The 26,531-nt window shown below is 55.4% G+C and carries 21 protein-coding genes; 15 read left to right on the top strand and 6 right to left on the bottom strand.

Translation table 11 applies throughout. The features are described from left to right. Positions 1 to 14: 14 nt before the first annotated feature. Positions 15 to 905 (bottom strand): IS1595 family transposase, encoded by an 891-nt coding sequence (locus AC0J4F_RS18345; RefSeq protein ID WP_473024279.1) that lies wholly within the window; start codon positions 903 to 905, stop codon positions 15 to 17. Between the two features lie 151 nt (positions 906 to 1,056). Between AC0J4F_RS18345 and AC0J4F_RS18340 the strand changes: the two genes are divergently transcribed. The 13 genes from AC0J4F_RS18340 (at position 1,057) to AC0J4F_RS18280 (ending at position 16,468) form a co-directional block, all read left to right on the top strand. Beyond that, positions 1,057 to 2,886 (top strand): two-component system sensor histidine kinase NtrB, encoded by a 1,830-nt coding sequence (locus AC0J4F_RS18340; RefSeq protein WP_473024278.1) that lies wholly within the window; start codon positions 1,057 to 1,059, stop codon positions 2,884 to 2,886. Positions 2,887 to 2,890: 4 nt separating this feature from the next. Beyond that, a complete protein-coding gene (locus AC0J4F_RS18335; protein ID WP_473024277.1) occupies positions 2,891 to 3,499 on the top strand; it encodes a response regulator transcription factor in 609 nt (202 codons plus the stop codon). Between the two features lie 123 nt (positions 3,500 to 3,622). Next, positions 3,623 to 4,435, top strand: coding sequence for a neuromedin U (locus tag AC0J4F_RS18330; RefSeq protein ID WP_473024276.1), 813 nt, complete (start codon positions 3,623 to 3,625; stop codon positions 4,433 to 4,435). A 60-nt stretch (positions 4,436 to 4,495) separates the two neighbouring features. Further along, positions 4,496 to 6,079, top strand: coding sequence for an arylsulfatase (locus AC0J4F_RS18325; RefSeq protein ID WP_133949982.1), 1,584 nt, complete (start codon positions 4,496 to 4,498; stop codon positions 6,077 to 6,079). Between the two features lie 83 nt (positions 6,080 to 6,162). Next, positions 6,163 to 7,668: a DUF1214 domain-containing protein gene (locus tag AC0J4F_RS18320; protein ID WP_473024275.1), complete on the top strand. Its 1,506-nt coding sequence runs from the start codon at positions 6,163 to 6,165 to the stop codon at positions 7,666 to 7,668. 110 nt (positions 7,669 to 7,778) lie between these two features. Next, positions 7,779 to 8,318 (top strand): hypothetical protein, encoded by a 540-nt coding sequence (locus tag AC0J4F_RS18315; RefSeq protein ID WP_133949978.1) that lies wholly within the window; start codon positions 7,779 to 7,781, stop codon positions 8,316 to 8,318. Further along, complete coding sequence (locus AC0J4F_RS18310; RefSeq protein ID WP_133949976.1) at positions 8,315 to 10,039, top strand: arylsulfatase; 1,725 nt, start codon at positions 8,315 to 8,317, stop codon at positions 10,037 to 10,039. Before AC0J4F_RS18315 ends, AC0J4F_RS18310 begins: the two co-directional genes overlap by 4 nt. Positions 10,040 to 10,178: 139 nt before the next feature. Further along, positions 10,179 to 10,466, top strand: a complete 288-nt coding sequence (locus tag AC0J4F_RS18305) for an antibiotic biosynthesis monooxygenase (protein ID WP_133949974.1) — start codon at positions 10,179 to 10,181, stop codon at positions 10,464 to 10,466. A 90-nt stretch (positions 10,467 to 10,556) separates the two neighbouring features. Continuing rightward, positions 10,557 to 11,390 (top strand): MORN repeat-containing protein, encoded by an 834-nt coding sequence (locus AC0J4F_RS18300; protein WP_133949972.1) that lies wholly within the window; start codon positions 10,557 to 10,559, stop codon positions 11,388 to 11,390. A gap of 80 nt (positions 11,391 to 11,470) precedes the next feature. Further along, positions 11,471 to 11,851, top strand: a complete 381-nt coding sequence (locus AC0J4F_RS18295; protein WP_133949970.1) for a peptidoglycan-binding domain-containing protein — start codon at positions 11,471 to 11,473, stop codon at positions 11,849 to 11,851. Positions 11,852 to 11,936: 85 nt separating this feature from the next. Next, complete coding sequence (locus AC0J4F_RS18290) at positions 11,937 to 12,257, top strand: hypothetical protein (protein WP_473024274.1); 321 nt, start codon at positions 11,937 to 11,939, stop codon at positions 12,255 to 12,257. A gap of 56 nt (positions 12,258 to 12,313) precedes the next feature. After that, on the top strand, positions 12,314 to 13,735 hold the full coding sequence (locus AC0J4F_RS18285) for an MltF family protein (protein ID WP_473024273.1): 1,422 nt from the start codon (positions 12,314 to 12,316) through the stop codon (positions 13,733 to 13,735). Between the two features lie 42 nt (positions 13,736 to 13,777). Continuing rightward, positions 13,778 to 16,468: an AsmA family protein gene (locus AC0J4F_RS18280; RefSeq protein WP_473024272.1), complete on the top strand. Its 2,691-nt coding sequence runs from the start codon at positions 13,778 to 13,780 to the stop codon at positions 16,466 to 16,468. A 408-nt stretch (positions 16,469 to 16,876) separates the two neighbouring features. Here the strand turns inward: AC0J4F_RS18280 and AC0J4F_RS18275 are convergent, their stop codons facing one another. The 3 genes from AC0J4F_RS18275 to AC0J4F_RS18265 all read right to left on the bottom strand — a co-directional run bounded on the left by AC0J4F_RS18275 (position 16,877) and on the right by AC0J4F_RS18265 (position 21,085). Beyond that, positions 16,877 to 18,115 (bottom strand): LssY C-terminal domain-containing protein, encoded by a 1,239-nt coding sequence (locus tag AC0J4F_RS18275; protein ID WP_473024271.1) that lies wholly within the window; start codon positions 18,113 to 18,115, stop codon positions 16,877 to 16,879. A gap of 427 nt (positions 18,116 to 18,542) precedes the next feature. Then, complete coding sequence (locus AC0J4F_RS18270; protein ID WP_473024270.1) at positions 18,543 to 20,495, bottom strand: multiheme c-type cytochrome; 1,953 nt, start codon at positions 20,493 to 20,495, stop codon at positions 18,543 to 18,545. Between the two features lie 410 nt (positions 20,496 to 20,905). After that, a complete protein-coding gene (locus tag AC0J4F_RS18265; RefSeq protein WP_133949958.1) occupies positions 20,906 to 21,085 on the bottom strand; it encodes a hypothetical protein in 180 nt (59 codons plus the stop codon). Between the two features lie 408 nt (positions 21,086 to 21,493). Here AC0J4F_RS18265 and AC0J4F_RS18260 point away from each other — a divergent pair, with 408 nt between their 5' ends. Further along, positions 21,494 to 22,246: a DUF1194 domain-containing protein gene (locus AC0J4F_RS18260; RefSeq protein ID WP_473024269.1), complete on the top strand. Its 753-nt coding sequence runs from the start codon at positions 21,494 to 21,496 to the stop codon at positions 22,244 to 22,246. Between the two features lie 32 nt (positions 22,247 to 22,278). Here the strand turns inward: AC0J4F_RS18260 and bchJ are convergent, their stop codons facing one another. Together bchJ and bchE are read right to left on the bottom strand one after the other, a co-directional pair. After that, the gene (bchJ, locus tag AC0J4F_RS18255; protein WP_473024268.1) at positions 22,279 to 22,872 is read right to left on the bottom strand and encodes a bacteriochlorophyll 4-vinyl reductase; all 594 of its coding nucleotides are present in this window, start codon (positions 22,870 to 22,872) and stop codon (positions 22,279 to 22,281) included. A 1-nt stretch (position 22,873) separates the two neighbouring features. Continuing rightward, the gene (bchE, locus tag AC0J4F_RS18250) at positions 22,874 to 24,529 is read right to left on the bottom strand and encodes a magnesium-protoporphyrin IX monomethyl ester anaerobic oxidative cyclase (protein ID WP_473024267.1); all 1,656 of its coding nucleotides are present in this window, start codon (positions 24,527 to 24,529) and stop codon (positions 22,874 to 22,876) included. Between the two features lie 391 nt (positions 24,530 to 24,920). Between bchE and AC0J4F_RS18245 the strand changes: the two genes are divergently transcribed. Next, positions 24,921 to 26,531, top strand: a complete 1,611-nt coding sequence (locus AC0J4F_RS18245; RefSeq protein WP_473024266.1) for a glutamate synthase-related protein — start codon at positions 24,921 to 24,923, stop codon at positions 26,529 to 26,531.

Here is a 26,531-nt window from a genome sequence, read left to right as displayed (position 1 = left end):
TCTCGGAGCTATGCTCACCCGTCCGCCTTTGACGGACGGGGGAAAGCCTGCAGAAGAAGGTCAAGCATTAGATGAGGATGCTTCCGAAGGTTCTGGCGAAACTCAAACTCCCAAAGGTAAGTCTGAAGCCATTTCGGAGAAACGTTGACATAGGTGCCCTTGATTGAGCGCTTTACGTGACCCCAAAATGCTTCAATGTTATTCGTGTGCGCATCACCGTAGGTCCACTGTTTGTCACTGTGATTTACGCTGCTGTGATCATAACCGAAATCATCAAGGCTCTTAAAAGCCCAAGCTTCATCGGTCGCGATTCTTGAGCCGGGTTTTACCCAACGAGTAATCATCGGAATAACGGACTTTGCCTTACGGTCGGGAATTACGCGTGTAATTGTTTCGCCGCCACGTTCAGTCATTCCCAGCACAACTACCTTGTCATCTTCTCCACGCTTGTCGTAACCGCCAAAGAAAGACTTATCGGCTTCAACCATGCCACCGCCAGAGCCGCCTAGTGGCGAATTGCCGTCAACATAGCCCATGTAATGACGAATTAAATTACACATCCGCCAAGCCGTTTTGTAGGTAACACCAATAGTGCGCTGAACCTCTTTAGCCGATACCCCGTTGCGAGAGGCGCAGAACATGAACATGACGTGGAACCAATCACGCAATGGAGTGCGTGTGTTCTCAAACGGTGTTCCTGCTGTTGGGTAGACTTGATTGCCGCAATGCTCGCACTCAAAAGCGCGCCGTGACTTTACGCGGTAATAACGCGCATCCTTCTCGCACTTCGAACAAGTGAAACGTTCGCCGTAGCGTGTCCGCATCAAATGATCCAAGCAAGTGTCATCATCAGGGAACCGGTCTAGAAACTGGCGGATAGTGGGTAATTTGGGTGTTTTGCTCATACAATAGGATATGGGAATTCATGTTACATGTTTCAGGGGGATACATCCCGAACAATGACCATCTGTGCAACAAATCAACAATTGCATTCTTATGGGGGCAATCGGCATATAACCACATTCTGAAAAGCACAGAGGCAGGGCAACGCGACAGATGAGCTTTATCACGATTGCATGGTCTTTCGTCTCCGCGATGGGTGTGACGGTCTTCTTCGTTCAGCTGGCCCTATGGCGGTCACAGAAAACCAGCCTGACCCCGTTGCTTGCGGCTATCATGGCCTTGGCCGCTTCCTGCAGTGCCATGTGCGAACTGGTCATGGCAAAGACGTCTTCCCTCCAGGTCTTTCAGGTCGGTTTGCTTTTAACCAACGTGATGGTCTTTTTTCTTGTTGTACCCATGGTGTGGTTTGTCCGATTGCGCCTTGGCACGGGACCGGTCCTGATTGCAGGGGCTATTACCGCGCTTTGGGTGTTCGGCCTTGCAGTCAACCTGTTTCTTCCTGGAGATTTGACTTTCAGCTCCATCAACCGCTTGGAAACGCGGACAACATTCTGGGGGGAGACCTACAATACCCCTGTCGGCACGGCCAATCCGTTTCGGATCGTCAGTGAAATCGCAACCTTGCTCATCATTGTATTTGCAGCGTGGGCAAGTTTTTCCGCGTTCCGCCAGGGGCGCCGATATGACGCTATACGAACCGGCGGACCTGTACTTTTATTCATTGTTGTCGCAGGCATCCACACGGTTCTTGTCGACCTTGCCCTGGTCGGAACGCCTTACATGATATCTTGGGCCTTTATGGGTATCGCAATCGCGCTCGGTTCTGAAACGGTCGGCGACGCAGCATCTGCCGCGCGGTTGCACAACGAGTTGCAAGAGAGCGAGAGCCGCTGGCAAGCGCTTTTCGACAATGTGGCTTTGGGCGTCATCGGTGTTTCGGCCTCAGGCACAGTTACATACGCAAACCGTGCAATCCTCTCATTGCTTGGCCGTTCGGATGGGGAAGTCATTGGCCAACAATTGACGGAATTTGTGCCACCGGCTCTTAGAAGCGAACTGGCGTCCCGTATCGCAACTGCGGGACAAGTCGGACCCCGCGCAAAAACAGAATATCCATTGCTCAGTTCTGATGGTCATCAGTGTGATGTTGTCTGGTCAATCGTGGCCGTTCATGACCACCAACGCAACGTGGCCAGTTTCATGGCAATTTGCGATGACATCACGGAAGTCCGAAAAACGCAGAATGACCTGAACGAAACGCGCCGGGCAATTGAAAAGCTGGACCGGTCCGCAGCATTGGCGGAAATTACCGCTGGTATTGCCCACGAACTTAACCAGCCTCTCGCCGGCATTTTGAGCAACGCTCAGGCTGCGCGTCGCTTGATTGCGAATGATCCATCACCGACTTCCGACATTGCCGAGATCCTTGACGACATAATCAGCGATGATAAGCGGGCAAAAGAAATCATCGTTGGTTTACGGCAGTTGCTTTCGCCCCAAGTTGGATCTCGAAAGCGCGTTTCCATGGTGGCAATTGCTGACGATGTCCGCCGCCTTCTCCAAAGCGAGTTGACGTCGCGTGGCATGACTCTGGCAATTCACGACATGCGACTGGCTCCGGAGGTACACGTCAACAAGGTTCAAGTGGAGCAGATTTTTCTCAACCTTGTGTTGAATGCTGCGCACGCCCTGTCCGAATACAATACACCCGATCCGGTGATAGAAGTCCGGTGGCGGGTTCGCGGTGATGCTGTCGCCGTCTACGTGATCGACAACGGCCCCGGCATCGATGAAGACCTTCACGATGCCATCATGGATCCGGGTATCACGACACGGAAAGAAGGACTCGGGATGGGGCTCACCATTTCCAAGCGGATTGTCGAAAATCATACCGGGCACTTGAGCTTCAAGAGCTGGAGTGGCCGAGGCACGGTCTTCCGGTTTACTGTTCCAATATCAAAAGAAGACTCGAAGGCGGCGTAAGCCAATGTTCAACGTTTGCATTGTTGATGATGATCCCTCGACCTGTCGCGCCCTCAGGCGTTTGTTGAATGCCGCCGGATATCAGACCTCGTCGCGAGCGTCAGCCGTTGACTATCTGGAAGACATGCCCGATCCCCAACCGGATTGCCTTTTGCTGGATATGCACATGCCTGAAATGAGCGGGCTTAATCTTCAACAGCACCTGACGGATCAGGGTAGTACGCTCCCGATCGTGTTTTTGACCGGGCGCGGCGACGTGCCGATGTCCGTTCAGGCAATGCGGGCGGGCGCCGCCGATTTTCTTCTAAAACCTGTTGATGAACAGGATCTGTTCGCTGCCATTGACCGGGCCATCAGCGAAGCCCAAGCGCGTCAAGAGCAAGACCAGGAACTGGAAGAAACGGCAAGAGACCGCCAAGCCCGATTGTCCCTCTTGACGGGCCGGGAGAAAGAAGTCCTGGACGGCATTTTATCCGGGGGGCTCAACAAGGAAATTGCGGCGGCACTCGGCATTGCGGAGCGCACGGTGAAAATGCATAGATCCCGCGTGATGCGCAAGCTCCAGGCGAAGACGCTTCTTGATCTTGCCCCTTACCGAAAGAGTGGTGACTAACCACTGGAATGTTGGTGTTTTTTGATCTCTACGAATTAATACGTAGCACCTGAGGACAGCTAGTCAGCTCTTAAAACCCAAGTCACTCTTTTTGCGATGAAATCAGCAAAGAGCGATAAGGACATGAGGTACACACTGGCAGGGGCGGCTGCGGCTGTACTGATGCTTTTACCCTCGGCGCAGGCGCAAGATGGATCTGACGATCTCGCGGCGAAGACACAAAACCCGATCGCGTCGATGATCAGCCTTCCTTTTGAGAATACCTTCGACTTCGGAGCAGGCAATGGCGATGCCTGGATCATGAATGTTCAGCCGGTGATCCCGGTGACCGTTGGCGACTGGAACCTCGTCAGCCGTGTCATAGCGCCGATTGCCGACGCGCCCGGCGGTTTGCAGTCCACCGGCAATCCGAATCCGATCGGGTCCGGCCGGGTCTTTGGACTTGGCGACATAAACTATTCGTTGTTCTTGTCACCCGCGGATGCGGGCCCGTTTATCTGGGGGGTCGGGCCTTCTGTGACTTTTCCGACGGCAACAGATAAACGCCTTGGATCGCAAAAGCTGTCGATGGGGCCAACCGCAGTTGTCCTCACCCAGCCGAAACCCTGGTCGCTCGGCGTGCTTGCCCGCCAGCTTTGGTCCGTTGCAGGACCGGACGGACGCCAGGATGTCAATCAGTTCATGGTTCAGCCCTTCGTGAACTACAACTTCGGGGAAGGATGGTACGCCTATTCCGATCCGGCGATTACAGCCAACTGGAACGCGGATTCCGATCAGATGTGGACGGTTCCGGCAGGCGCGGGGCTGGGCAAGATCTTCAAGATCGGCAACCAGCCGATGAACGTGCGTGCCGGTGCCTTTGCCAATGTGGTCAAGCCGGATGCGGCCCCCGACTGGTACGCCAAGCTGACCGTTCAATTTCTTTTTCCGAAATAGATCCGGGCCGCGGGGCGGTTCGGGTTTTTTGTTTGTTTCAGCTTAAGGGAGGTTTTCGGGATGAAAACACTGCGATCTTTGACCATGGCCTGCGCAATGGCTTTGCCGTGGACAGGGCCAGCATCCGCGCAAGATGCGAAGCCGAACATTCTGCTGATCATGTCCGACGATGTGGGTCTTACCAATGTCAGCGCGTATGGTGAGGGGATAGTCGGATACGAAACGCCGAACATTGACCGCATATTGAACGGCGGGATGAAATTCATCGATTACTATGCTGAGCAAAGTTGCACAGCGGGCCGCTCTGCCTTCATAACAGGGCAGTCACCGATCAGAACGGGTCTCCTGAAAGTCGGTCTTCCGGGGGCAGATCTGGGCCTTCGTAAGGAAGACCCAACACTCGCCACCATGTTGAAGTCTCATGGTTACGTATCCGGCCAGTTCGGTAAAAACCACCTGGGTGACCGGAATGAGTTTCTGCCGACGGTTCACGGCTTCGACGAATTCTTCGGCAATCTCTATCATTTGAACGCGGAAGAAGAGCCGGAAGAGTACCTTTACCCGACCGACCCGGCCTTCCGGGCCGAATTCGGACCGCGCGGCGTACTGGACTGCACCGCCTCCGACACGGAAAGCGATATCGACGACCCGCGTTTCGGACCGATGGGCATGCAGGTCTGCGAAGACACCGGCCCCCTTACTCGCAAGCGCATGGAAACGGCGGACGACGAGTTTACCGATCGGGCCGAGGCCTTCATCCGCAAGCATACCGCCGACGGAACGCCCTGGATGGCTTGGGTGAACACCTCGCGTATGCACCTGTGGACGCATCTGAAGGAAGAAAGCCAACGCGTGACCGGCAAGGGCCTTTATGCCGATGGCATGATAGAGCACGACGCCCATGTCGGTCAGCTTCTCGATGTCCTTGACGAGCTTGGCATCGCGGAAAACACAATGGTTGTTTACACGACGGACAACGGCCCGCATTTCAACGCATGGCCAGACGGCGGCAACACGCCTTTCCGCGGCGAAAAGAACACCAATTGGGAAGGCGGCTACAGGGTGCCTGCGGGCGTTCGTTGGCCGGGCGTGATCCCGGAAGGCCAGAAGACTATTGAAATGACCGCGCATCTCGATTGGGTGCCAACCGTCATGGCTGCCGTTGGCGAACCGGATATCAAGGAAAAGCTGATGGCCGGGCACGAGATCAATGGGACCGAATACAAGGTTCATTTGGACGGTATGAACCTATTGCCACTGCTGAAGGGGGAAAGCGACACCTCGGGACGTCAGGAGTTCTTCTATTGGAATGACGGCGGGCAGTTGGTCGGCCTGCGCCGCAACGACTGGAAAATGGTCTTCATGGAGCAGCGCGCCAAGAAGTTCGCGCTCTGGGGCGAGCCTTTTGTACCGTTGCGCCTGCCAAAGGTCTTTAACCTGCGCATGGACCCGTGGGAGCGCGCGGACCTGAACGCCAATGGCTATGACAACTGGCGCATCCGCCAGCTTTACACGCTGGTGCCCAGCCAGGTCATTGTGCGCGAGTTCCTGTCGACGCTCCAGGATTTCCCGCCCCGTCAGTCGCCCGCGAAGTTCAACGTGGATGACGTGATCGCAGCCATGTCCCAGGGCGCGGCCAACTGACTTGAAATACGGCGGCGCCCGGCCGGTTCGGGCGCCGCATCTGTGGGCCGGGATGTCAATAAATCAGGGAGATCGAAAGACTCATGCTCAAGACCATTCTTACTGCTGCGGCGGCTGCGATTGTCGCGCTTCCTGCGCTGGCTCAGGACACCTTCAAGGATCTGGCGCTGCCGGAAGTCTGGCAGGGCGAGAAGGCGACTGTCTTCGGGCCGATGCAATTCGACCACGGCATGCCGCTGCGCGAGAGCGCCGAGATGCTGTATGACAAACTCGACGCCTACCGCGCCACCGAATTGTTCCTCTGGTCCCAACCCATTGTCAGTTTCGCCATCTGGCGCGATCAGGCGCGTGAGAAACACGAGAACTTCCAGAACCGCTCGACCCTGCACGTCAAAACCTATGACGATCGGGTGGGCGTGCTGACCATCAACCAGTCGTCGGAGTATTTCTTCACCTTCGTCAACACCGATGACGACGCGACCATCATCGAGATCCCGCCGGGGATTGTGGTGGGCCTCGTCACCGATTTCTGGCAGCGCGGGCTGACCGATCTGGGGGTCTTCAGTGTCAACGCGGGCGGCGGCGGCACCTATGTGCTGCACGGCCCCAACACGCCGAAGGACAAGATTCCCGACATCAAGGGGGCGACTGTCCTGTCGTCCGAGACTAGCAATGCCTTTATCCTGATGCGCTTCATCAGCATTGAGGACCAGACGCCGGTCGAAGAGCTGCAGGCAGCGGTCAAAATCTATGCAGCCAGCGAAGAGCCCGGGCTCGACCTTGTGCCGGGCGGTGACAAGCCGCTGCAGGGCTATCCGCCGCGCGATATGGGTTATTGGGAGTTGTTGCACGAAGTTCTTCAGGAAGAGGACACGGCCGAGCGTGACCGCTTCATGATGTACATCGCGCATACACTGGGCATTGAGCGGGGCAAGCCGTTCGAACCGACCGAGGCGCAGCAGGCAGCCCTGATGGCGGGACTTGTCTCGGGCGAGGCTGCGGCTAAGACGCTGGTCTTCAACGAACGCCTTGAGGGCGTGCTGCGCAAGGACGGCTGGCGCGTGATCCTCAGCGGCGAATTGCCGGATGCGTTCGAGCACACCCAGCGCGTCCGCGATTTTGACATGCTCGATCCAAGATCGCGTTTTACCTATGAGGCGATCACCTCATCGCCGCGCATGGGGCATCCGGTCCCGGGCAAGGGGCAAGCCTATGCCGGGATGTTCGAAGACAGCGACGACAACCGTCTGGTCGGTGACCAAAAATACGTGATGCGTTTCGATCCGCCGCCACCGGCCGAGCTCTTCTGGTCCACGGTAATCTACGATGTCGAAAGCCGCACATTGATCGTCAATGAAACGCAGAACGCGACGGTCGGCTCGCGGGCGACGCCCGATCTGCAGACCAATGAGGACGGCTCTGTCGATATTTATGTCGGACCGACTCCACCACCGGGCAAGGAAAGCAACTGGGTGCAGTCGGTCCCCGGCCGCGGCTGGTTCCCTTACGTGCGCATGTACGGCCCCGGTGAGGACTGGTTTGACGAAGACGCCTATGCGCTGCCGCAAATCGAAAAGATCGACTGGTGACAACACCGGCGCCGCGCTTCGGCGCGGCGCCATTTCTGCTGACGTTTTGATGATATTGAAGAGGTCCGGAGGCCATGAATACCGAGACATGTAGCAAAGGAGGTCTCGCGGTGGCGCTCGCGCTGGCTGGATGCAGTGCTTTCAGCGCTCCGGCCGCAGCCGAAGACTATTGGGCTGCGGATCCGGTCACCGGCTGCCAGATCTGGAGCGACAGTCCGGCGGACACGGCCATCGCCACCTGGTCCGGCGCGTGTGTTGACGGCAAGGCGTCCGGGATCGGCTCTCTGGTCTGGGTGGAGAACGGGCTTCTTGTCGGTACTTACCGGGGCGGCATGGCGGGCGGCAAACTCAACGGTCCGGGTGTCTTGCAGGTGAAGGCCGAAGACGGATCCGGTTTTGATCAGGTCGAGACTGTTTTCGCAGATGGTGAACCGGCTGGTCCGGGGGCAGCGGCGAGGAACTCGGAAAAGTGGTTCTTGGCAACAGCCCAATATTCAACACGGCCGGTGGATTTTTCATCCCCCTCAATGAAGACGAGATCTACGTCACCGGCGTTTTTGGGCCGGTCAAGATCTCGCGCCCGAAGTGATATGCCTCGCCCGGTCCACCGGGCGCAGCGGTCGTTATTAAATGGAGGTTGCCCGACATGAAGGCAAGCAAATACCTGTTTACGGCGTGTAGCCTGACCCTGGCGGGCACGGCTCCCGGACTTGCACAGAACGATGCACCCAACATCATCGTTTTTCTGGCCGATGATATGGGCTTCAGTGACATTGGGTCCTACGGCAGCGAGATACAAACACCGAACCTTGATCGGTTGGCGGCGGAAGGCATGCGGTTTACGAACTTCCATGTCGGCGGCGCCTGTTCGCCCACACGCACGATGCTGATGACCGGAGTTGACAACCATCTTGCCGGCCTCGGGAACATGCTGGAGATCCAGGCAGACAATCAGTTTGGAAAACCGGGTTACGAAGGCTATCTGAACGACCGTGTGGTCACTGTTGCGTCCCGACTTAAGGAGTCCGGGTACAACACCTACATGGTCGGGAAGTGGCACCTTGGAAAAAAGAAGGACAAGCTTCCGAGCGCGCAAGGCTTTGAAAAGACGTTCACACTCATGGAAAGTGGGGCGGACAACTGGGTCGAACAACCTTATGGGCCGATGTACGAAGCCGTGCACTATTATGAGAACGGCAAACCCATCAACCTTCCGACCGACGGGTATTTTTCAACCGACTATTATACGGATCGCGTCCTTGAATTTATCGATGCCGACAGGTCGGCAGGAAAACCGTTCTTTGCTTATGTTGCTTACCAGGCCGTTCACTATCCCTATCAAGTGCCGCAAGAGTATAGCGACAAGTACAATGGCGTATATGATGACGGCTTTGAAAAATTGCGAGAACGCCGTCTGGCCGGTTTGAAGGATCTTGGCATTGTCTCTGCCGATCTCGAGATCGATACGAAGCTCGATAAAACGACTTATGGTCCGTGGGTGTATCCCGACTGGGATGCCTTGAGTGAAGAAGAAAAAAAATTCAACGCACGCCGGATGCAAACCTATGCCGGCATGGCGGACAACATGGATGTGAACATCGGCCGGGTCCTCGACTATGTTGAGGAAATAGGAGAGGCCGACAACACACTGGTGTTGTTCTTGTCGGACAACGGCGCGGATCCGAACCAGTTTCCGAATGCTTCACCGGCCCATCGCACGTGGTACGAAGAAAACTATGAGCTGACCTACCTTGAGGACTATCAGGGGGATTACTCAAAGATGGGGACCAAGGGGTCCTATGCCGACTATGGTCCGGGATGGGCAGCCGCGTCCAACACGCCAAACAGTTACTACAAGCTGTTTTCTACCGAAGGGGCACTGCGGGTTCCATTTATCGCATACTACCCGAACAACATCGGTGCAGGTGAGATTTCCCGGGCTTTTGGCTTCGTGAAGGACATTGTTCCGACGTTGCTCGAGGTCGCCGGTGTCGAAGAAAAAAATGCTGAGAACATCCATCCCATCAGCGGCAAGAGCATGTGGAGCGTCCTGACCGGAAAAGCCAGTCAGATCCATTCAGAAAACGACACCATCGGCTATGAGCTGGCCGGCAGCAGTGCGTTGTTCAGAGGGAAATACAAGCTCGTGAAGAACCCGCCTCCAAAGGGAACCGGAGAGTGGGAACTCTACAATATCGAAATAGACCCCTCAGAATTGAACGATCTTGCTAAAGTTGAGCCGGACATTACCGCCGAGTTGGTGGAAGCGTACGCGCGTTACGAACAGGACAACGGGGTTGTGCCGATCCCTGAGGGGTACAATCCGTTCGAGCAGATCGCCAAAAACGCGCAGCGGAACAAGGAAAAATGATCGGCTCAGACCCCAAGCTGTCTTATCGCCGGAGCCTCCCCTTTGCCGGGGAGTGCTCGGCAGATTTCAAAGCAAGTGTTCCAGGATACCGGTTTTCCAGCAGCAGCCGAATGGAACAGTCCCGACTTGGAGGTGCGAGATGTCGATAGTCGTTCTGCTGACAGCAAAAGCAAAAGAAGACCAGTATGACAATCTGGTCACGACGATGAAGACAATTCTACCTGACACTGCGGCCAGAGACGGTGCAGAAATGATCTGCGCTGCTGCCAATCCCGAGGATAAGTCCGTCATTGTCTACGAAGTTTGGGACAAGCCGGAAAACCAACAGGCTTACCTCAAATGGCGCGCCGAACGAGGCGACTTGGAAAAACTTGCAGCTTTGTTACGGGAGCCTCCCACCTTCGAAAAACTTGACCAGGTGGTTTGACGATCAGGGCGTTTCAATAAATCGGTGAAATGGCTGCATGCGCGCAGGTGGTCGAAGTATTTCTTTTGGCGAAGAGGTTTGGAGAGAGCGATGCCCAGGATGTTAATCGGCACAACAGCTGTCGCGATGTTGGCTCTAACAGTATTTGCGCACGCCGCAGAAAACTATTGGGCTACCGACCCAATGACCGGCTGTGAGATTTGGTCCGACACGCCGACAGAGGCCGTGATCGCCACCTGGTCCGGTGCGTGCGCCGATGGCAAGGCGTCCGGGATCGGCTCTCTTGTCTGGGTGGAGAACGGGCTTCTTGTCGGCACCTACCGTGGCGGGATGCTCGGTGGAAAACCAAACGGTCCGGGGATCATGCAATTCAAAGCCGAAGACGGGCAAGGGTTTGACCGTTTGGAAGCTGTGTTCATCGACGGTGAACCAACAGGCCCCGGTTCGACGCTTTCTGCAAATGGAGATCGGTTCCAGGGCACATTTACCGGAGGTGCGATGGACGGGTTTGGAAGTCTGACAGATGCTGCCGGCAACGTTTATGAGGGCACTTTCAAAGCTGGGCAGCCAGATGGATTTGGCTATCTGAAGGGCGTTGACGGAGAAACCTATCTGGGCGAGTTGGCCGCGGGTGCCTTTGAGGGGGAAGGTCTGCTTCTCCATGCCAATGGCGAGTTTTACTCAGGTGGGTTCACGGCGGGTCTGGCGGATGGCATTGGCCGTTATGAGGACCTGTCCGGAGGCATCTATGCCGGCCAATTCAGCGGCGGTAAGCCAAATGGCATCGGCAATTACCTGACACCCGATGGCACCGCTATCCAGGGACAGTTTGTCGATCAAAAACCGGACGGCATGGTTCTGGTCACAGCGCCCGACGGCACTCAGACGGTTGAAACCTGGGCAAACGGGGAGAAGATGCAATGATAACCGGCGTTGAAAGAACTCACTCCGCATTTCGGCTCCGTATTGCAGTCTGTGCACTTTGTGTATCGCTGCTCACGCCTATGCCTGCGCTGGCGGATCCGTTCAAAAGTGGTGTGATTGGCGGCATTGGCGGGCTTGCCATTGGCGGCATCATTGGAGGTGGCCGCGGTGCGGCCGTTGGCGCTTTGGTGGGCGGCGTAGGTGGTGCAATTGTGGGCGCCAACGACCAAAAGCGTCAACAACGTGCTCTGCGCCGCCCTGCCGCGCCTGTGTCCGCGTCCAGTCCGCTCGTTTCCGGGATTCAAGGGGCACTCGCTGCAAAGGGATATGATCCGGGCGCTGTTGATGGACGCATGGGTCCCGGGACGGCTCAGGCCATCAGCGCCTATCAGCAGGCCAACGGTTTGTTGGTCACCGGTCAGCCCTCACAGGCGCTTTTGGATCATATGCGGGGCGGATGACCGGTGTGCTTCGGTCCTGTTCACAAGCAGGCGAGGTCATGAAGGCTCGTTGCCCCCGGCACCTATCACTTGGAGGACACCGCTCTTGTACCGTTGGAAAATCAAAGATCTGAGGGTTTATCTGGTCATTGGAGCGCTTGCTTTCCTGGCACACCCTCCATCAATCGGCCATGCCCAACGGGCGCCGGACACAATCTCCATGACATGTGAGGCTGCGCAGAATTACACGAAATCGCAGGGACGGACCAATTTCAGGACTGGAAACCAGGCCTTTGAGCAGGTCGTTGCCAGTGTTGAACAATGCGTTGATCCACAAGTCGCTCTCATCCCGGTTACAGCGCCAACCAAAGACAACAAGAGTTGCGTCGTCGGTTACGAATGTGTGCGCCAGCGAGGTGGCCGGTAAACACCCTTCGGCGATTGAACGGAAGTCCGCAGGATAAGCTTTGTGGGAGGAACGATATGATACTTCGCGGTCTCTTTGCAGGTATGCTCGCCGTAGCAAGCATCGCTCCAGCGCAGGCATTGGAGCGCGGTGAACAAATGATCCGCGCCGTTCAAGAGCCTTTCCTTGGCGATTTTGACGAGATGAAACAGGACAAGATTGTCCGTGCACTCATTTCGTATTCCCTAACGGATTACTTCATATCAGATGGCGAGGAACATGGTCTCGCCGTGGAGTTTTTGCGCGCCTTTGACACTCACATCAACAAGGGCATCAAGAAGGAAACGGACAAGATCGCTGTCGTGCTCATTCCGACGAGACGGGATCGTTTGTTGCCCGATCTGGTCGAGGGAAAGGGCGACGTGGTTGTTGCCAACCTAACGGTGACACCGGAACGTCTGGAAACTGTCGACTTTGCAGATCCACTCCATACCGGTGTGAGCGAAGTCCTCGTAACAGCCGCAGCAGGTGAGAAACCAATGTCTGTCGAAGACATGGCAGGAATGGATATTCATGTCCGGGCCTCTTCCAGTTATTTTGAGAGCTTGGTGCAATTGAATGAGGCGTTAGCGGCAAAGAATCTTGAGCAAGTGGAAATTATCGAAGTCTCGGAGTTTTTTGAAGACGAAGACCTTCTGGAAATGGTCGATACAGGTTTGATCAAGGCTACTGTCGTCGACGACTACACCGCGGCCCTATGGGCACCGGTTTTCAAGAACCTTGTCGTGCACGAGACCGCCCCTTTGCGAGAAGATGCAGAGATTGCCTGGGCCATCCGCAAGGACAGTCCCTTGATGAAGGCCGAGGTCGACGGCTTCATGAAAACTGCGAAAGTCGGCACGGAACTCGGCAACATTCTGACGAAACGCTATTTTTCAGACACAAACAGGATCGTGAACCCGAAGATCGAAGCGTACCAGGAGAAACTGGAACAGCTCATGGTCCTCTTTGATGAAATGGGCAAGAAATACAACATTGACCCTTATCTGTTGGCGGCGCAGGCGTTCCAGGAATCCCGATTTAACAACAATGCCAAAAGCCATGCAGGCGCCGTGGGTATCATGCAGCTCTTGCCATCCACTGCAAAAGACAAAAGCGTCAACATCAAGAATTTTCGGGATCTTGAAGGCAACATAGAGGCAGGTGCAAAATACAATCGGTTCGTTGCAGACACCTACTTTCCCGACGCAGATATCCCGGAATTCCAAAAAATCCTGTTCGTTCTTGCGTCCTACAATGCTGGACCAAACCGTGTTGCCAGGGTCCGCAAGAAAGCAAGTGACCCCAACACCTGGTTCGACAGCGTCGAATGGGAAGTTGCCAAGGCAGCGGGTGTAGAACCGGTAAAATACGTCAAGAACATCTACACCTACTATGTGGCGTTCAAGGAGTTTGCAGCGTTTGATGAAGCGCGTGCAAAACTGGCCGACGAACAGTAAACGCGGCTTGGCAACCATGCCTGAGAACCAGGGACGCCGACCATGCTGATGCCGAGCCTCAAACGAACCCTTGGTGCAGGGCTGCTCGTATTCTTTATCAGCATCGTGTTGGTCGCAGCGGTTCTGTATACGCCATTTGCAAGTGGACTTCGAACCACCGTCGCAGCCTATGCCCTGACCGAAGCTCTCGAACGACAAGTCGAAATCGGCGGTGATGTGACGGTCGGTCTCGGGCCGTTGATTGGTTTTTCTGCAAGCGACATCCGGCTCGTGCGCCGTGATCCAGCCGCGAACGAAACGCCATGGCACGCTGTCGACCATGTCGATGTCAAAATCCCGTTTCATGCGCTCTTGTCCGGAGACCCCAAACCATCGGCGATCCTGTTGCGTGGGGCGACGGTGTATTTGGCTGGTGAGCTGCCGGAGAATGCCGAAGGCGGTGCAGTTTCGAACCTTGGAAACTTTGCCGGTCTGCCGACCCGCCTGCTGACAGATCCGATGTCGGAGGACCTCGTTTTGGAAGACATTGTCCTGATAGATCCGGACAAAGGGAACGGATGGGGATACGAGATCGTCGTCGACAAACTGTCATCACAGGCAAGCGCGTCTCGCTCAGACTTGGTCCTTGAGGCCGAACTAAGGGTCGACGACACCCCGGCAACTCTATCGGCCGTTTTTACCAATCCGCACAACAGTGCAGAAGACAGCAAAACCGGACCCTTTGAGTTGCAAATCGGATTGCCGGGGGGCGAATTGCGCACATCCGGCTATCTGGACATTCGTCAGCCCATAGCCGCGGTCGCAGCAAAGCTTGAAGTATCTGTTTCGTCATTGGGTAACCTGCTTGACCTTTTGGATTTGAGACGTGTGATGGAGGGAACGGCGTCCATGAGCGCAAGTTACACCGGGTCAATCGATGCGCTCGCCATGACCGAACTCCAGCTTGACTTGCAGCTTGAAAACATTGCATCGGTCTTAATATCGGGGGCAGTCCAAAATATAGTCAGCGGTGAAGGCGCGGATCTCGAATTTTCGGTCGATGTTGAGACGGGCCGTTCTCAAGACATTGCGCCTCAATCCGTTTTCCAGGTGGATGTTGAACGGTTTTCGGGCGCGATCAAAGGAGACCGGGAGCGCTTCTTTATTGCTGACCTGACAGTTCAGACCAACCTGGCGTCCGGTGAACTTCAGAAGATTGGACCGGTTCAGGTCGAGCGCATTGTGCGGGACCCAGACGGCAAATTGGCGCTATTGGGTGTATCTGTGGTTGCTGGACAATCGGACCCTCCGGTTTATGCCTTTGACGGCAACATGCGTGACGCACTTCAGTTGCAAGGCATAGATGTTGAGGGGCGGTTCAATCTGGATACTGCGCAGCTGCTAGGCTGGCCCGATCCGGATGAAAACGGTGATTTAGGCCGGTTGCAGGGAACGCTTTCGCTGAGTGACGAGAGCGGGACCTTGTCGATGACGCGCCTGAAACTTGCAGCGCAAGAGACCAGCTTCTTTTCGTTGGCTTTGGATCGTGAGGATTTTGAGAAAGGTGGCGCCATTTATCCGGCAATTCGTGCAGCTATTAATGTGCCCGACCTTGCAAGCCTTGGAAACCGATTGGGTCTTGAGGCAGTCACACAAGGACAAGCGGATTTTACCGGTCATGCGTATTACGGCAGTGAGGAGGTCGGTTTTTCAGGCGAGCTGGCTGTGGACGAAACACGTTTATCAGGTGATTTGAGTGCCCGGCAGGTCGATGGCTATATTGCCCTTAATGGCGGTATTTTATCTGAGCTTGTCCACCTGAAGGACATCCAGAGGACTGTTCGTACAGCGTTGTTCCTGTCTGGAGGGCAAGACAACCAAGGCAACGAGATCTCGGTTGAGATCGATACTGATTTAATGGATGCCTTGAGTGCAGAATTGACCATTCAAGTCGATCGCATTGCGGAAGCCGGAGACGCCGCAAGCGGGTTGGAGGCCCAGCTCTCCTACCGCGAACGGTTGGTGCGGCTCGATCCGGTTCGGTTTCAATTTATTGGCGGCTCCGCGGAAAGCAGTCTGGATGTTGACCTGAAATCGGAGGCTCCCAACTTCTCCCTTGATGGCCGGATCGAAAAGTTAAAGCTTGGGTCATTGCTCGGATACTTGGGACTGGATCCCATCGTCACCGGCAGTGTGTATGCAAGCTATGAAATTAAAGGTGCTGGCGGTTCTTTCGATCAAATCATCCAGTCGATGAGCGGCAAGACGGCTCTTTCGGTCTGGGGTGGTACTGTTGGTTCCCGGATCATTGACCTGAGTGGGATGAGCCTGATCCGATGGATGTTTGGCTCCGGGAACGAGGATGGGACGGCCAAACTTGTGTGTGCCAAGGTGCCAATGTCGTTCGAGAGCGGTGTTGGATCCTCCAGGTCGATGGTGATCGAAACAGACAATGTTCAGATCGTTGGTGGAGGATCCGTCGATTTGAAAAATGGAACCATCGCCCTGGAGTTTGTTCCGAGGGCAAAGCGTCCTGAATTGGTCGAAATCGTAACAACATTTGCTGTACGAGGACCTTTGGCAGGTCCCGAGATCGTCGTTTTATCCGGCGGGGGTGCCGGACGTGCGGTCGCTGAAATCGTTTCAACACCGTTGAATATCCTCGGCGCTGTTTTTGGGGCCGGGGGGGCTGCGAATGACAACGCAGGCTTGGAAAAACCGTGCGTTATCCCAAAGGCCAGCGGCCCGGAATAGACTTTTCTCAGCCATCGCCGGAATAGGTCCGCGTTCGCCAGATCCCATTCCGGTTCCCGGGTTGTTCCAGTATCTGCGCCAAGTGAAAAGCCTGTGCGTTTCCAAGTCAGGGATGGCACAGATTAACTATTGGATGTCATCCAACCTCTTTGGCTGGAACTCACCAGTATAGACGGATGCGCATTGTGCTTCTTCCGAACAAGCAAACGTATCGATTTAGGGTGCGTAACACCTTTGACCGCTGCCGAATTCGTAGAGAGTGGCAGGATGTTTAAACCTGCACCGGATGCGGGGAGAGAGAAAGATGTGGGATCTCGAGCACGCTGGTAAACCAAAGCGTCAACTTCTTGGCTCAAAGCGGGTGCAGAATTCATCTACGGGCCAGCCTCAGCAGTCCTTTACCTGTATCTAGAACGGAACTTCCCAGTCTAACATTTTGATTTCGTTGAACCGTCTCTGGCCTTGTCGCTCAAACAGAACTAGCCGTAGTCCGTCGGAAAAATATGGGTCATCGGTATAGTTTGTCGCTGGTCTATCTGGAGTTAATGCGTCTTGTCCATAAGCATAAGCGAACGTTTGGAAAACGCCGGTTTCAACTGCTTCAAACAACAAGAAGTCTCGCGCCTCATCGACAGCCGGGCTGATCTTGTGCGTTACGAAAGTTTTTGAATTGAACTTCACCCCTATGTCTCGGCTAATCTGGCCGACCCACACCTCCTGTTGACCGTAAAGAAACGGTGCGCGCCAAAGTCGCAAATGGTTTCGTTCATCGACTGTGCGACGTGCTTTCTGTAGAGCCAAGTCCTGCGGGCGGCCGAAGAAAAAGAGTTTTGAGACCGGTGAAGTCCGATACGTCGATCTAAACACAGACGAGACAACTGTTCTTAGAATGGCACTTCCGGTCTTCGTTTCGGTGAGATCCCAGCCGCTTCCCACCAGCCCCGCAAGGATGTGGCTCATCGAACCGACGAGTACCAGATTGATAGGATCACCGTTGGTTTGCAGGTCTGGCCCAAGAGCGCAGCATGGAAGTTCATTTATTTGACGTCTGAGTTGATCCAGAGAGAGGGAAGGAATTTTTTTTCCATCGTATTGCTGATCGAAATCGACAGTCAGGTAATCAGCCTTGAAGCCAGGGATTTCTTGCGCAAATTCAAATTCACGTGTCTGGCTGTCGCCGAAAAGGGTCACTCGAAAGACTTTTGCCCCCTCTGTAGCCTTTGCATACACAAAGCCTTGGGCACGTGTCCTTGCAGGAATAAACATAGGCAGATGATCTTCATCAAATGCGGCTCTGGCCGCTTTGAAACTGTCTGCCCTGTTTCGTGCCCGCCAGGCGATCTCATCCGGCGCAAAATAGTCAGGATCAAAAGCTACAGGGGAGAAGAGCAGCTTTTCTGTCGACTGATTATCGATCGACACCCAAACGGGGCGGACCTCCTTAAGAGGAATTGTTCCTGAAAACAGTCTTACGGTTTCAGCGTTACTCAACACTGCGGCCGATACTGTAACGTTATCCTTACTCTCGACTTCAGCACGTTCGATGTATCCAGGCCCCTGGAAATCTCCAGCTGATCCGACAGCGCAGGCCGCTACAAAGATCGCCAAAAAGAGGCCGGATAATACTTTTATTATTCTTGAAGCCAAACAGTGCCCCTTAAAATTCATATTGATCAGATTACGACTAAGTTTGCTTCAGCCATTTACCATCATTTTACATTTCCAGATTTCTCGATTTTCAGCAGCAGTCAAGCGTCGGCATGGAGAAGCTGTAACGTATTCAATCGTTTGCTAGATAAAGAGAAGACCGGATGCCAGATCTTGGTACTTATGCGTGCCGGTAAGGAAAATCTCCCGTTTCCAGTGCAACTCAGAAAACTTGCTGGGCTTGAACACCGCAAGCATCATTTGATTGTTCACGGCGTTCTGTCATTTCCATACCGATATTCGCGCTGAATTTTTATTTGCTGACAAGGCGTCCCGTAGGGCTACGTAGGATTGCCTAAGAGAAACCAAAATACAGTCGGGCATTGAACCGTGACATTCTGAGTGCACTGACAACAGATCCTATGCTCTAATTGCGAAAAGCAGAAACACGCAGCTCTTGAAGCTCCTGAGAGTCAGGATTGTTCAGGAGCGCTTTTTGAAGTGCAAGCTGGGCCGCGGCTGGGTTTTGAAGCGCGAGATTGAGGCGGACAAGAAACACCCAGGCTTGGACCAATTGCGGATCCAGGCGCGTGACCTCTGTAAAGGCGGCAATCGCTGCCGGCCAGTTGCGCATCGCGAGGCTGGTCCCTCCGATGACCATATGCGTTTCCGGGAAATCTGTCTTGTTTGCGAGCGATGCTTGCCATTCCCTGGACGCAGAACGGGCGCTTGCAATTGCTGTTTCAGGCAGACGGGCGGTTTGCAGACCAAGCAGTTGGCGTGCCGCCTCGATCCGAACGGCCTTTGATGGATCGTCCAAGGCCTTCAGCACCGGATCCAATCGGGCTTGAGGTGGCAACCTCTGAAGCAGTTTCAGCGCAGCGGCCCGAACGATCGGACTGTCATCTTCAAGAAGCGTATCCGTTTTGCCGGTCAGATCCGAGCCAGGACTGGTACTCAGCAAGTCAAGCGCCGATGCCCGCACGATTGCTGGAAAAGCGGCATGTTGGGCAATCTGGAGAAGATCGGGCTCAACCCCGGAGGCGCCTGTTCTGGCGGCGTGGAAGGTCTCCCCAAAATGAGGGCCGCGGTGCGGGCTGTCCGGAAAGCGCGTTTGGAGCTCTGCTGCTGCCCATTGCGGTGTCTTGTCGGTATGGCAATCGGTGCAGGCGTTGGGCGTGCCGATCGTGACGGAGAGATCCGGGCGGGGGACCCGGTAGGAATGATCCCGGCGTTCATCGATGCCCATGTAGGTGCGCTCGATCATGTGGCAGGACACACATTGTGCGCCCGCGGTGTCTGTTTCATGGAAGTGATGAGAGGGATTATCGTAATCCTTGAGCCTCAAACTCGGAAAGCGTGCGTTGCCAGCCTCTGAATGACATTGGGTACAAATGGCATTGCCTTGCGCGCGCAGTGCTCCGCTGTGCGGCTCGTGGCAGTCGGAGCAGCGCACACCCTTGTCATACATTTTTGACTGGAGAAACGAGCCATAAACATAGACCTCATCCAGGATTTGCCCGTCAGCGTGATACAGGCCGTCCCTCAAAAGCGCGAGCCGATAGGCATCGTGGAAAGGTGTTCCGGGGAGTGGATTGCCGTCTTCAAAGGCTTCCCGGCGTGCATGGCATCCGGCACATTGCTGGATTTCCGTTTCTGCATTGTCTTCGCCATACGTCACCAGCAAGCCGGTCGGCCCAAGGCTGGGAAAGAGGCTCTTGACCGCGCCATCCTGGTGTTCCGCCCAGGCAACGTGGGCCGCGCCGGGGCCATGGCAGGCCTCACAGCCAACGCCGACTTCTGCCTGTGTGCTTGCATAGGTGCGGTCCCGGGCACTGTAGTTTTTTTGAAAGCCCGTTGCATGGCATTCAGCGCAGCGGGCGTTCCAGTTCTTGTAAGGTCCGCTCCAGTGAAAGCCGTCGTCCGGTTTCAGCTCCTGATCCTCGTAAATGTGGTACCAGGTCTTCAGGTCCTGATCCCAGGCGACATCAAGCGATTGCAGGCGTCCAGGTTCGGTTTCGATCAGGTATTGTTGAAGTGGATAAACGCCCCCCACACCGACAACTTTCAGAACCTTTGGTCCGCCGCGAATGTCGGTTGTTTCGATGAAATAGTCCCCGTCCTTTTGGAAGAACCGGGTGGTTCTGCCCCGGTGCGTGAACTCAGCGTCTTCAAAATCGCCGTCGACGGTTGTTTCAGAAGGCTCCATCCATGCTTTTGCATGATGAGACGTTGCCCAGGATTCAGCCTCTGCTTCATGGCAGGTGGTGCAGGTTTTGCTGCCGACATAATCCGGATGTGCGTTCGTTTGCGCTGCCACAGACTGAAATGTCCAAAAGAGCACGACAAGCGCGGTCACCAGTATGGCAGTGGGGTTCATGAAGACTTCCCAAGTGGCTGGCCGACATGTCCGGCGCGGCTGAGGTAAAGTGGCGTTATCAAGTGTCGTCGCTCCCTTGCATCTCACTACTAAATACCGATTTGACCTCTCAGCCAATGATGTTGCGCAAACCGGACACTGGGGACGTGGCCGTCGGGCAAGGCATATGGCAACGTGCGGCGACGGGATTGTCATCCGCATGGGGCACACGATTCAATTGTCCCCGCGGATCATAATCGGTCGGCTTGGAACCCTGGTTGCCCTGCTGATCGAGGCGCTGTTGCTGTACCTAGTGACACAGCAGCCATTCGTTCCCTCCGTAACAAAAGTCTGCTTTCCGCCCATTCCGCCTGTTGCTCTGCCACGCATCAACGCTCTAAGCGGGTGCGTTTATGAGCCGCGTCCGCGTTTCAAGCCCAGCCGGGATACCCGTCTTCCAGCATTTTTTGCACCCGCGTGCGGGCGGCTTCTTCGGCCTCGAGCTGTGCAAGCTCGGTTTCGAGGCGCATGAAAGACGGCAGGTAGTCGTCGCTACATTTCTGGACCAGTAGGGCCGTGGTTTTTAGGAAGAGATCATTTCGAAGCACCATTAATTGCTTTCAAGCAGTTTTATGAAGCCAGAACCTTAGATGCGCAAAACCTGATGTTTCAGGAGTTTTGGAAGCGGGAGAGAGTCTGGCATCACCTATACGCGGAGTTTGGTTCCGCTGCTCTTGAAAACTCTAAACCGCGAAATCCCGCATTTTCCCGGCTAAGACTTTCTGGTGCCGATTTATTACGGCCAGTGCCAATTAATTCTGACAAGTACAGTTCTGAGTTTGAAACCCGCAGATGCTTTAAGGCGCTGAGAAAAAGCTTGTTTTATTCGTAGTGCGGTTGAACAACCGATATTTGCCGAAGGGAACAAGACCGGGACCTGCGCGAATGTTGTGAGCCGGGCTTTCTGATCCGCTAACAGGCTCTAGCTATCTTCTGAGTTGTTGCGGAGGAAGCAGACCATGCGAATGATTGTGATCGTTGCTGTTTTGTTGCAGAGCTTGCTTGTTTCTGCGGCATCATCAGAGGAACTTGATCTGGAACTTGTGCTTTTGGCAGATGCTACCGGGTCCATTGATGACGCGGAAATCAGGTTCCAGCGCCAGGGTTATGCTGAAGCGATCACCGATCCGCAGGTCCTGAACGCCATCGCGGACAACGCTTATGGCAAGATCGCCGTGACCTATGTCGAATGGGCGGACATGTTTTCCCAGGACGTCGTGGTTGACTGGATGGTGATCGACGGACCGCAGTCGGCGCAGCTCTTTGCAGAGCGTTTGATGGCACCGCCCCGTCAGGCCTATGGCCGCAACGCGATTGGCGCAGCTCTTCTAAAGGGCAAAGAGCTGATCGACACCAACGAATACAAGGGGCTGCGGCGGGTGATTGATTTGTCGGCGGACAGCGCCAACAATTGGAATGGGCCAAGCATCACCGAGGCAAGAGACGCTGTTGTGAATTCCGGCATCGTCATTAACGGCCTCGCGGTCTTGTGCCGACACTGTTCGGGCCGTCCCGTGTCTTACAATCTGGAGGACCGGTTTTTTTCCGAGATCATAGGTGGTCCGGGATCCTTTGTTGTGACAGCCGACAGCGCGGATACCTTTGCGGCGGCCGTTCGCAAGAAACTTATTCTGGAAATCGCGGACAAGCGGTCTGCGCCGGATGCCCGTGTGAGGTTTGCAGCGATTGAAGGCAACGGGGCGGCGAACTGATCAGGGCAGATCCCGTCCGGGAGTACCAATCCTTAGATATTGAACTCAAACCGGCAGGCATCCGCCCCGCAGGCCCCGCATTCTGTCTCGGTGACACGGACTTGCGGGCCTATCAGCTCCTGGAACAACCGCTCGAAAACAGCCACATGCCAATGGCAAATCGGGTGATCGGCGTGTTCTCCTGCGATTAACGGATTGTCCTTCAGGATAAAGACGAGGGGGGTGCGTCCCGCGATTTCGAACTGTCCGGATCCTGCAAAGGTCCAGGCGTTTTTTGAAATGGCGTTCGCCAAGAGATGTTTAGAGACGCGTGCGGGAAGCACTTTCAAAAGCGTTTGCGCCAGACTTGGTATCCGGTGTTTCAAGACATAGTCGGCCGTGCCAACACCGGCGGCCCTGGATATCTGCGCTGAAAGATCGGGCAGGGTGGCCCGCACGGTCTTGTGAAACCGTGCAACGGGGCCTTCCGGGATCAGGCCGCTCATATCTGGAAGGCTCGCAATGCGGGCGTCCTGCAAGAGCGTTTCGAAAAGGTCCTGACCGCCCTGTTCTTCCAAGGGGGAGCGGAATTGGGTCAAGGCATTCGGGCCGATCATGCCATCGGCCTGAAGGCTCTGCCGGTCCATGTCAGGCGTTCTCCGCCAATTGTTCCGTGCTGCCGCCGCAGGCAAGCGCTGCCGCGGCTGAAGCTTTTTTGCGGTCTGCCGCCCGCTCCTTGCCTTGTAGCCGCAGGGCTTCGCGGCGCTCGGCTGCCCGCGCGGCACGATCGGCCGCCGATTCCCAGTCCGCCACTTGGGCTTCTGCCAAGGTGCGGTTCTCATCGAAGTCGAAATGCACCTTGTCCTTGGACTGCGGGCCCCAGTAGCCGGCCTTGCCAAGATCGTAGAACGTGCGCGCAAAGCCGGCCTTCAAGAAGGCTTTCAGGCAGCCCAGCAGATAGCGCCGACGAAAGCCTGTACCGCGCCACGGGTAATGGAACAAAGCCTTTTGCATGTAGAAGCGCCGGTAGTTCTTCATGACGCCGTTCAAAAGTTCGCCGCGTGTCATCGCCTCGGGCTTCATGATCGGTGTGACGAAGTTGTATTTTGAAAAATCGAACACCTCGACCTGATCGCGGATTTCCTGGAAGAGCGGTGTGAACGGCCAGGGCGTATACATGGCCCAGTTGGCAAGGTCGGGCTGCCAGTCCCACGCCATCTTGTAGGTTTCTTCCAGGGTTTCCTCGGTTTCATTGTCGAGCCCGACGATGAACTGGGCTTCCACGAAGATATCGGCCTCCCGAAGAAGCCGGATGGCTTCCTTGTTATCGTTGACCTTGGTTTCCTTGTTGAACTGGTCGAGTTTGAGCTGCGCCGCCGCTTCCGTTCCAAGGCTCACGTGGACCAGACCGGCCTCGCGGTAGAGCGGCAAGAGGTCCTTGTCGCGCATGATGTCGGTCACACGGGTGTTGATGCCCCACTTGATTTTGTCGGGTAGCCCGCGTGCGATCAGCTCGTTGCAGAATTCAACGAACTTCTTGCGGTTGATGGTGGGCTCTTCATCGGCAAGAATGAAAAAGCCGACGTTGTGCTCGGTGACCAGCTTTTCGATTTCATCGACAACCTTCTTGGGATCGCGCACCCGGTAATCGCGCCAGAATTTCCACTGCGAACAAAAGGAGCAAGTGAACGGACATCCCCGGGCAAAGTTCGGGATGGCGACGCGGGTACCGAGAGGAACATAGGTGTATTTGTTCCATTCCAGAATGTTCCAGTCCGGCTCGATCGCGTCGAGATCCTTCACGGTCGCAGCCGCATGGGTCGCAACGATCTGGTTGTCTTCCTTGAAAGCTATGCCCTTGATCGTTCTGCGGCCTTCCGGCCACCGTTCCTCGTCGATTGCCCGCATCAGCTCAATGACGATTTCTTCGCCTTCGCCGCGCACAATGACGTCCACCCAGGGCGCCTCGCTCAAGACCTGCTTGTACATGAAGGTGGCGTGGACGCCGCCGAGAACCCGAACCGCATGCGGATGTTCGTCTCTTGCTATCTCAAGAATGCGCTCGGCTGCGTAAATCGACGGTGTGATGGAAGTAACGCCAATGACATCCGGTGAGATCCGGCGGATTTCTGAAGCAATTTCCGCGTCAGATAGGTCATTGGTCATGGCATCGACGAAATGGATGTCGTCAAAGCCCGCCTTCTTGAGGCTTCCCGAGAGGTAGGCGACCCAGGCCGGAGGCCAGCTCCCGGCGATTTCCGCGCCACCAGAGTGGTAGTTTGGATGAACGAACAGGATGCGCATGGGATCACCTCTCATATGTGTCAATTAAAGTTGACACATGCATCGTCTCAGAAAAATGACGCAGATCAATCGGGCGAATTGCGTATTTTTGGCAGGTTGAGCGGCGGTGTCGTTTGCAGCTCAATTATCTTCCCTTGCGGTATTTCACGATTGCCACACAGCACTGTCATCTGCTTATGATTTGAGACTGCAGGGCTTTCCAGACCTAATCCTGCAAGCAAACCATCTATTGCACGCCCATTTTTCAAGGCGCGCCTTCAGCACATGCTGATCATGGAGACAGGAGATTTAAGAACGACAGTCCGCAATCAATTGCCGACTGTTTTGGAGCAATCAGAAAATGCCAAGGCCCAGTAGAACAAACGCTGTGCCACTAGCTGGGGAAGACAAAATGAAAGCACACGCCGTCGCCAAGTGGAGCGAGTTGCCAGATCGGGATCCGCAATATGCTCTCGTGGAAGATGTCGATCTGGTGGTTGTTCGCTTTGATGAAACGGTGTCGGTGATGTACGGGCGATGTCTTCACCGCGGGGCGCTGATGTCCGACGGCTATGTGGATGGAGATAACCTTATTTGCGGCGTTCACTACTGGGACTACCGCATTGATACAGGCGTTTCTGAGTACAACAACTCGGAAGTCCTGAAGAAATTCAGCAGCTGGGTCGAAGACGACGAAGTGCGGGTGGATGCGGAGGAGATCGCGGCCTGGGCCAAAGACAACCCGCAACCGTTCCAGCGCGATGGCTATCTCGGTCTATATGCAGACACGTCCCACGGCACTGAGGAAGAGCCTTATACCAAACTTATTCAGGGGTATGCCAAACACGGTCTTTCCAAGACCGGTCACCATGGCGTGGTGGATGCCATGGGGGTGCCGCGTGTTGACTTGCCAGATTGGGACGACATCCAGATCCTGACTGCGCAGCTCCAGCGTTTTCCGTTGCTTGATGATGATCCGGTGGGGACCGACGTTGTCATCGGGCCGAATGCGCAAAAGCCGCTTCACCTGAAGATCCCGCTGTTTGTCTCAGACATGAGTTTCGGCGCCTTGTCCGAACCGGCGAAGGTTGCGCTTGCGCGGGGGGCGGAGCTTGCTGGAACCGGTATCTGTTCCGGAGAAGGCGGGATGTTGCCGGAAGAGCAGGAAGCTTGCTCACGTTATTTCTATGAGCTGGCCTCAGGACGCTTCGGGTTCGACTGGGAGAAGCTGAACAAGGTTCAGGCGTTTCATTTCAAGGGTGGTCAGGGTGCCAAGACCGGAACTGGCGGCCATTTGCCGGGATCCAAAGTGCAAGGCAAGATTGCCGAAGTGCGAGGCCTGAACGAAGGCGAGTCGGCGATTTCCCCGCCGCGCTTCCCCGACTGGACCGTTTGCGAACAAGTCCGGGATTTCGCCGATGAGGTGCGTAGCCGCACAGGTGGCATTCCGATTGGCTACAAGCTCTCTGCTCAGCACATCGAAAAAGACATCGATGCGGCCTTGGAGATTGGGGTTGATTACATCATCCTGGATGGCCGCGGCGGGGGCACTGGAGCTGCGCCGATCATTTTCCGGGACAATATCTCCGTACCGACAATCCCCGCGCTCGCCCGGGCCTGCCGGCATCTGGACACGTCTGGGCGGAGCGACGTTTCGCTGGTGATCACCGGAGGCCTCCGTAAGCCTGCTGACTTCGTTAAGGCGATGGCCCTGGGCGCCGATGCGATTGCCGTATCCAACGCCGCTATGCAGGCGATCGGCTGCATCGCCATGCGCGCTTGCCACACCAACAATTGCCCCGTCGGGATCGCGACCCAGAAACCGCATCTCGTGAATCGTCTGGTGATCGAGAAATCCGCCCGCCAGCTCGCCAACTTCTTCGAAGCGTCGGTTGAGCTGATGCAGGTGATGGCGCGCGCTTGTGGCTATTCGCATTTGAACCAGTTCAACCAGCACGATCTCACAACGTGGAAGCGGGAAATGGCGGACCTGTCCGGTGTTGCCTATGGTGGTGTGGCCTGA

It is taken from the genome of Roseibium sp. R5, assembly GCF_055755305.1.
The sequence above is the reverse complement of the archived record's forward strand: the minus strand, read 5'-3'. Positions and strand labels throughout refer to the sequence as shown.

Bases quoted from the DNA above. Each gene is read 5' to 3' on its own strand.
- AC0J4F_RS18270 (WP_473024270.1), bottom strand. From the start codon at position 20,495: ATGAACCCCACTGCCATACTGGTGACCGCGCTTGTCGTGCTCTTTTGG.
- AC0J4F_RS18330 (WP_473024276.1), top strand. From the start codon at position 3,623: ATGAGGTACACACTGGCAGGGGCGGCTGCGGCTGTACTGATGCTTTTA.
- AC0J4F_RS18285 (WP_473024273.1), top strand. From the start codon at position 12,314: ATGATACTTCGCGGTCTCTTTGCAGGTATGCTCGCCGTAGCAAGCATC.
- AC0J4F_RS18300 (WP_133949972.1), top strand. From the start codon at position 10,557: ATGCCCAGGATGTTAATCGGCACAACAGCTGTCGCGATGTTGGCTCTA.
- AC0J4F_RS18335 (WP_473024277.1), top strand. From the start codon at position 2,891: ATGTTCAACGTTTGCATTGTTGATGATGATCCCTCGACCTGTCGCGCC.
- AC0J4F_RS18260 (WP_473024269.1), top strand. From the start codon at position 21,494: ATGCGAATGATTGTGATCGTTGCTGTTTTGTTGCAGAGCTTGCTTGTT.
- AC0J4F_RS18320 (WP_473024275.1), top strand. From the start codon at position 6,163: ATGCTCAAGACCATTCTTACTGCTGCGGCGGCTGCGATTGTCGCGCTT.
- AC0J4F_RS18305 (WP_133949974.1), top strand. From the start codon at position 10,179: ATGTCGATAGTCGTTCTGCTGACAGCAAAAGCAAAAGAAGACCAGTAT.
- AC0J4F_RS18345 (WP_473024279.1), bottom strand. From the start codon at position 905: ATGAGCAAAACACCCAAATTACCCACTATCCGCCAGTTTCTAGACCGG.
- bchJ (WP_473024268.1), bottom strand. From the start codon at position 22,872: ATGGACCGGCAGAGCCTTCAGGCCGATGGCATGATCGGCCCGAATGCC.
- AC0J4F_RS18340 (WP_473024278.1), top strand. From the start codon at position 1,057: ATGAGCTTTATCACGATTGCATGGTCTTTCGTCTCCGCGATGGGTGTG.
- AC0J4F_RS18280 (WP_473024272.1), top strand. From the start codon at position 13,778: ATGCTGATGCCGAGCCTCAAACGAACCCTTGGTGCAGGGCTGCTCGTA.
- AC0J4F_RS18245 (WP_473024266.1), top strand. From the start codon at position 24,921: ATGAAAGCACACGCCGTCGCCAAGTGGAGCGAGTTGCCAGATCGGGAT.
- AC0J4F_RS18325 (WP_133949982.1), top strand. From the start codon at position 4,496: ATGAAAACACTGCGATCTTTGACCATGGCCTGCGCAATGGCTTTGCCG.
- AC0J4F_RS18310 (WP_133949976.1), top strand. From the start codon at position 8,315: ATGAAGGCAAGCAAATACCTGTTTACGGCGTGTAGCCTGACCCTGGCG.
- AC0J4F_RS18265 (WP_133949958.1), bottom strand. From the start codon at position 21,085: ATGGTGCTTCGAAATGATCTCTTCCTAAAAACCACGGCCCTACTGGTC.
- bchE (WP_473024267.1), bottom strand. From the start codon at position 24,529: ATGCGCATCCTGTTCGTTCATCCAAACTACCACTCTGGTGGCGCGGAA.
- AC0J4F_RS18295 (WP_133949970.1), top strand. From the start codon at position 11,471: ATGCCTGCGCTGGCGGATCCGTTCAAAAGTGGTGTGATTGGCGGCATT.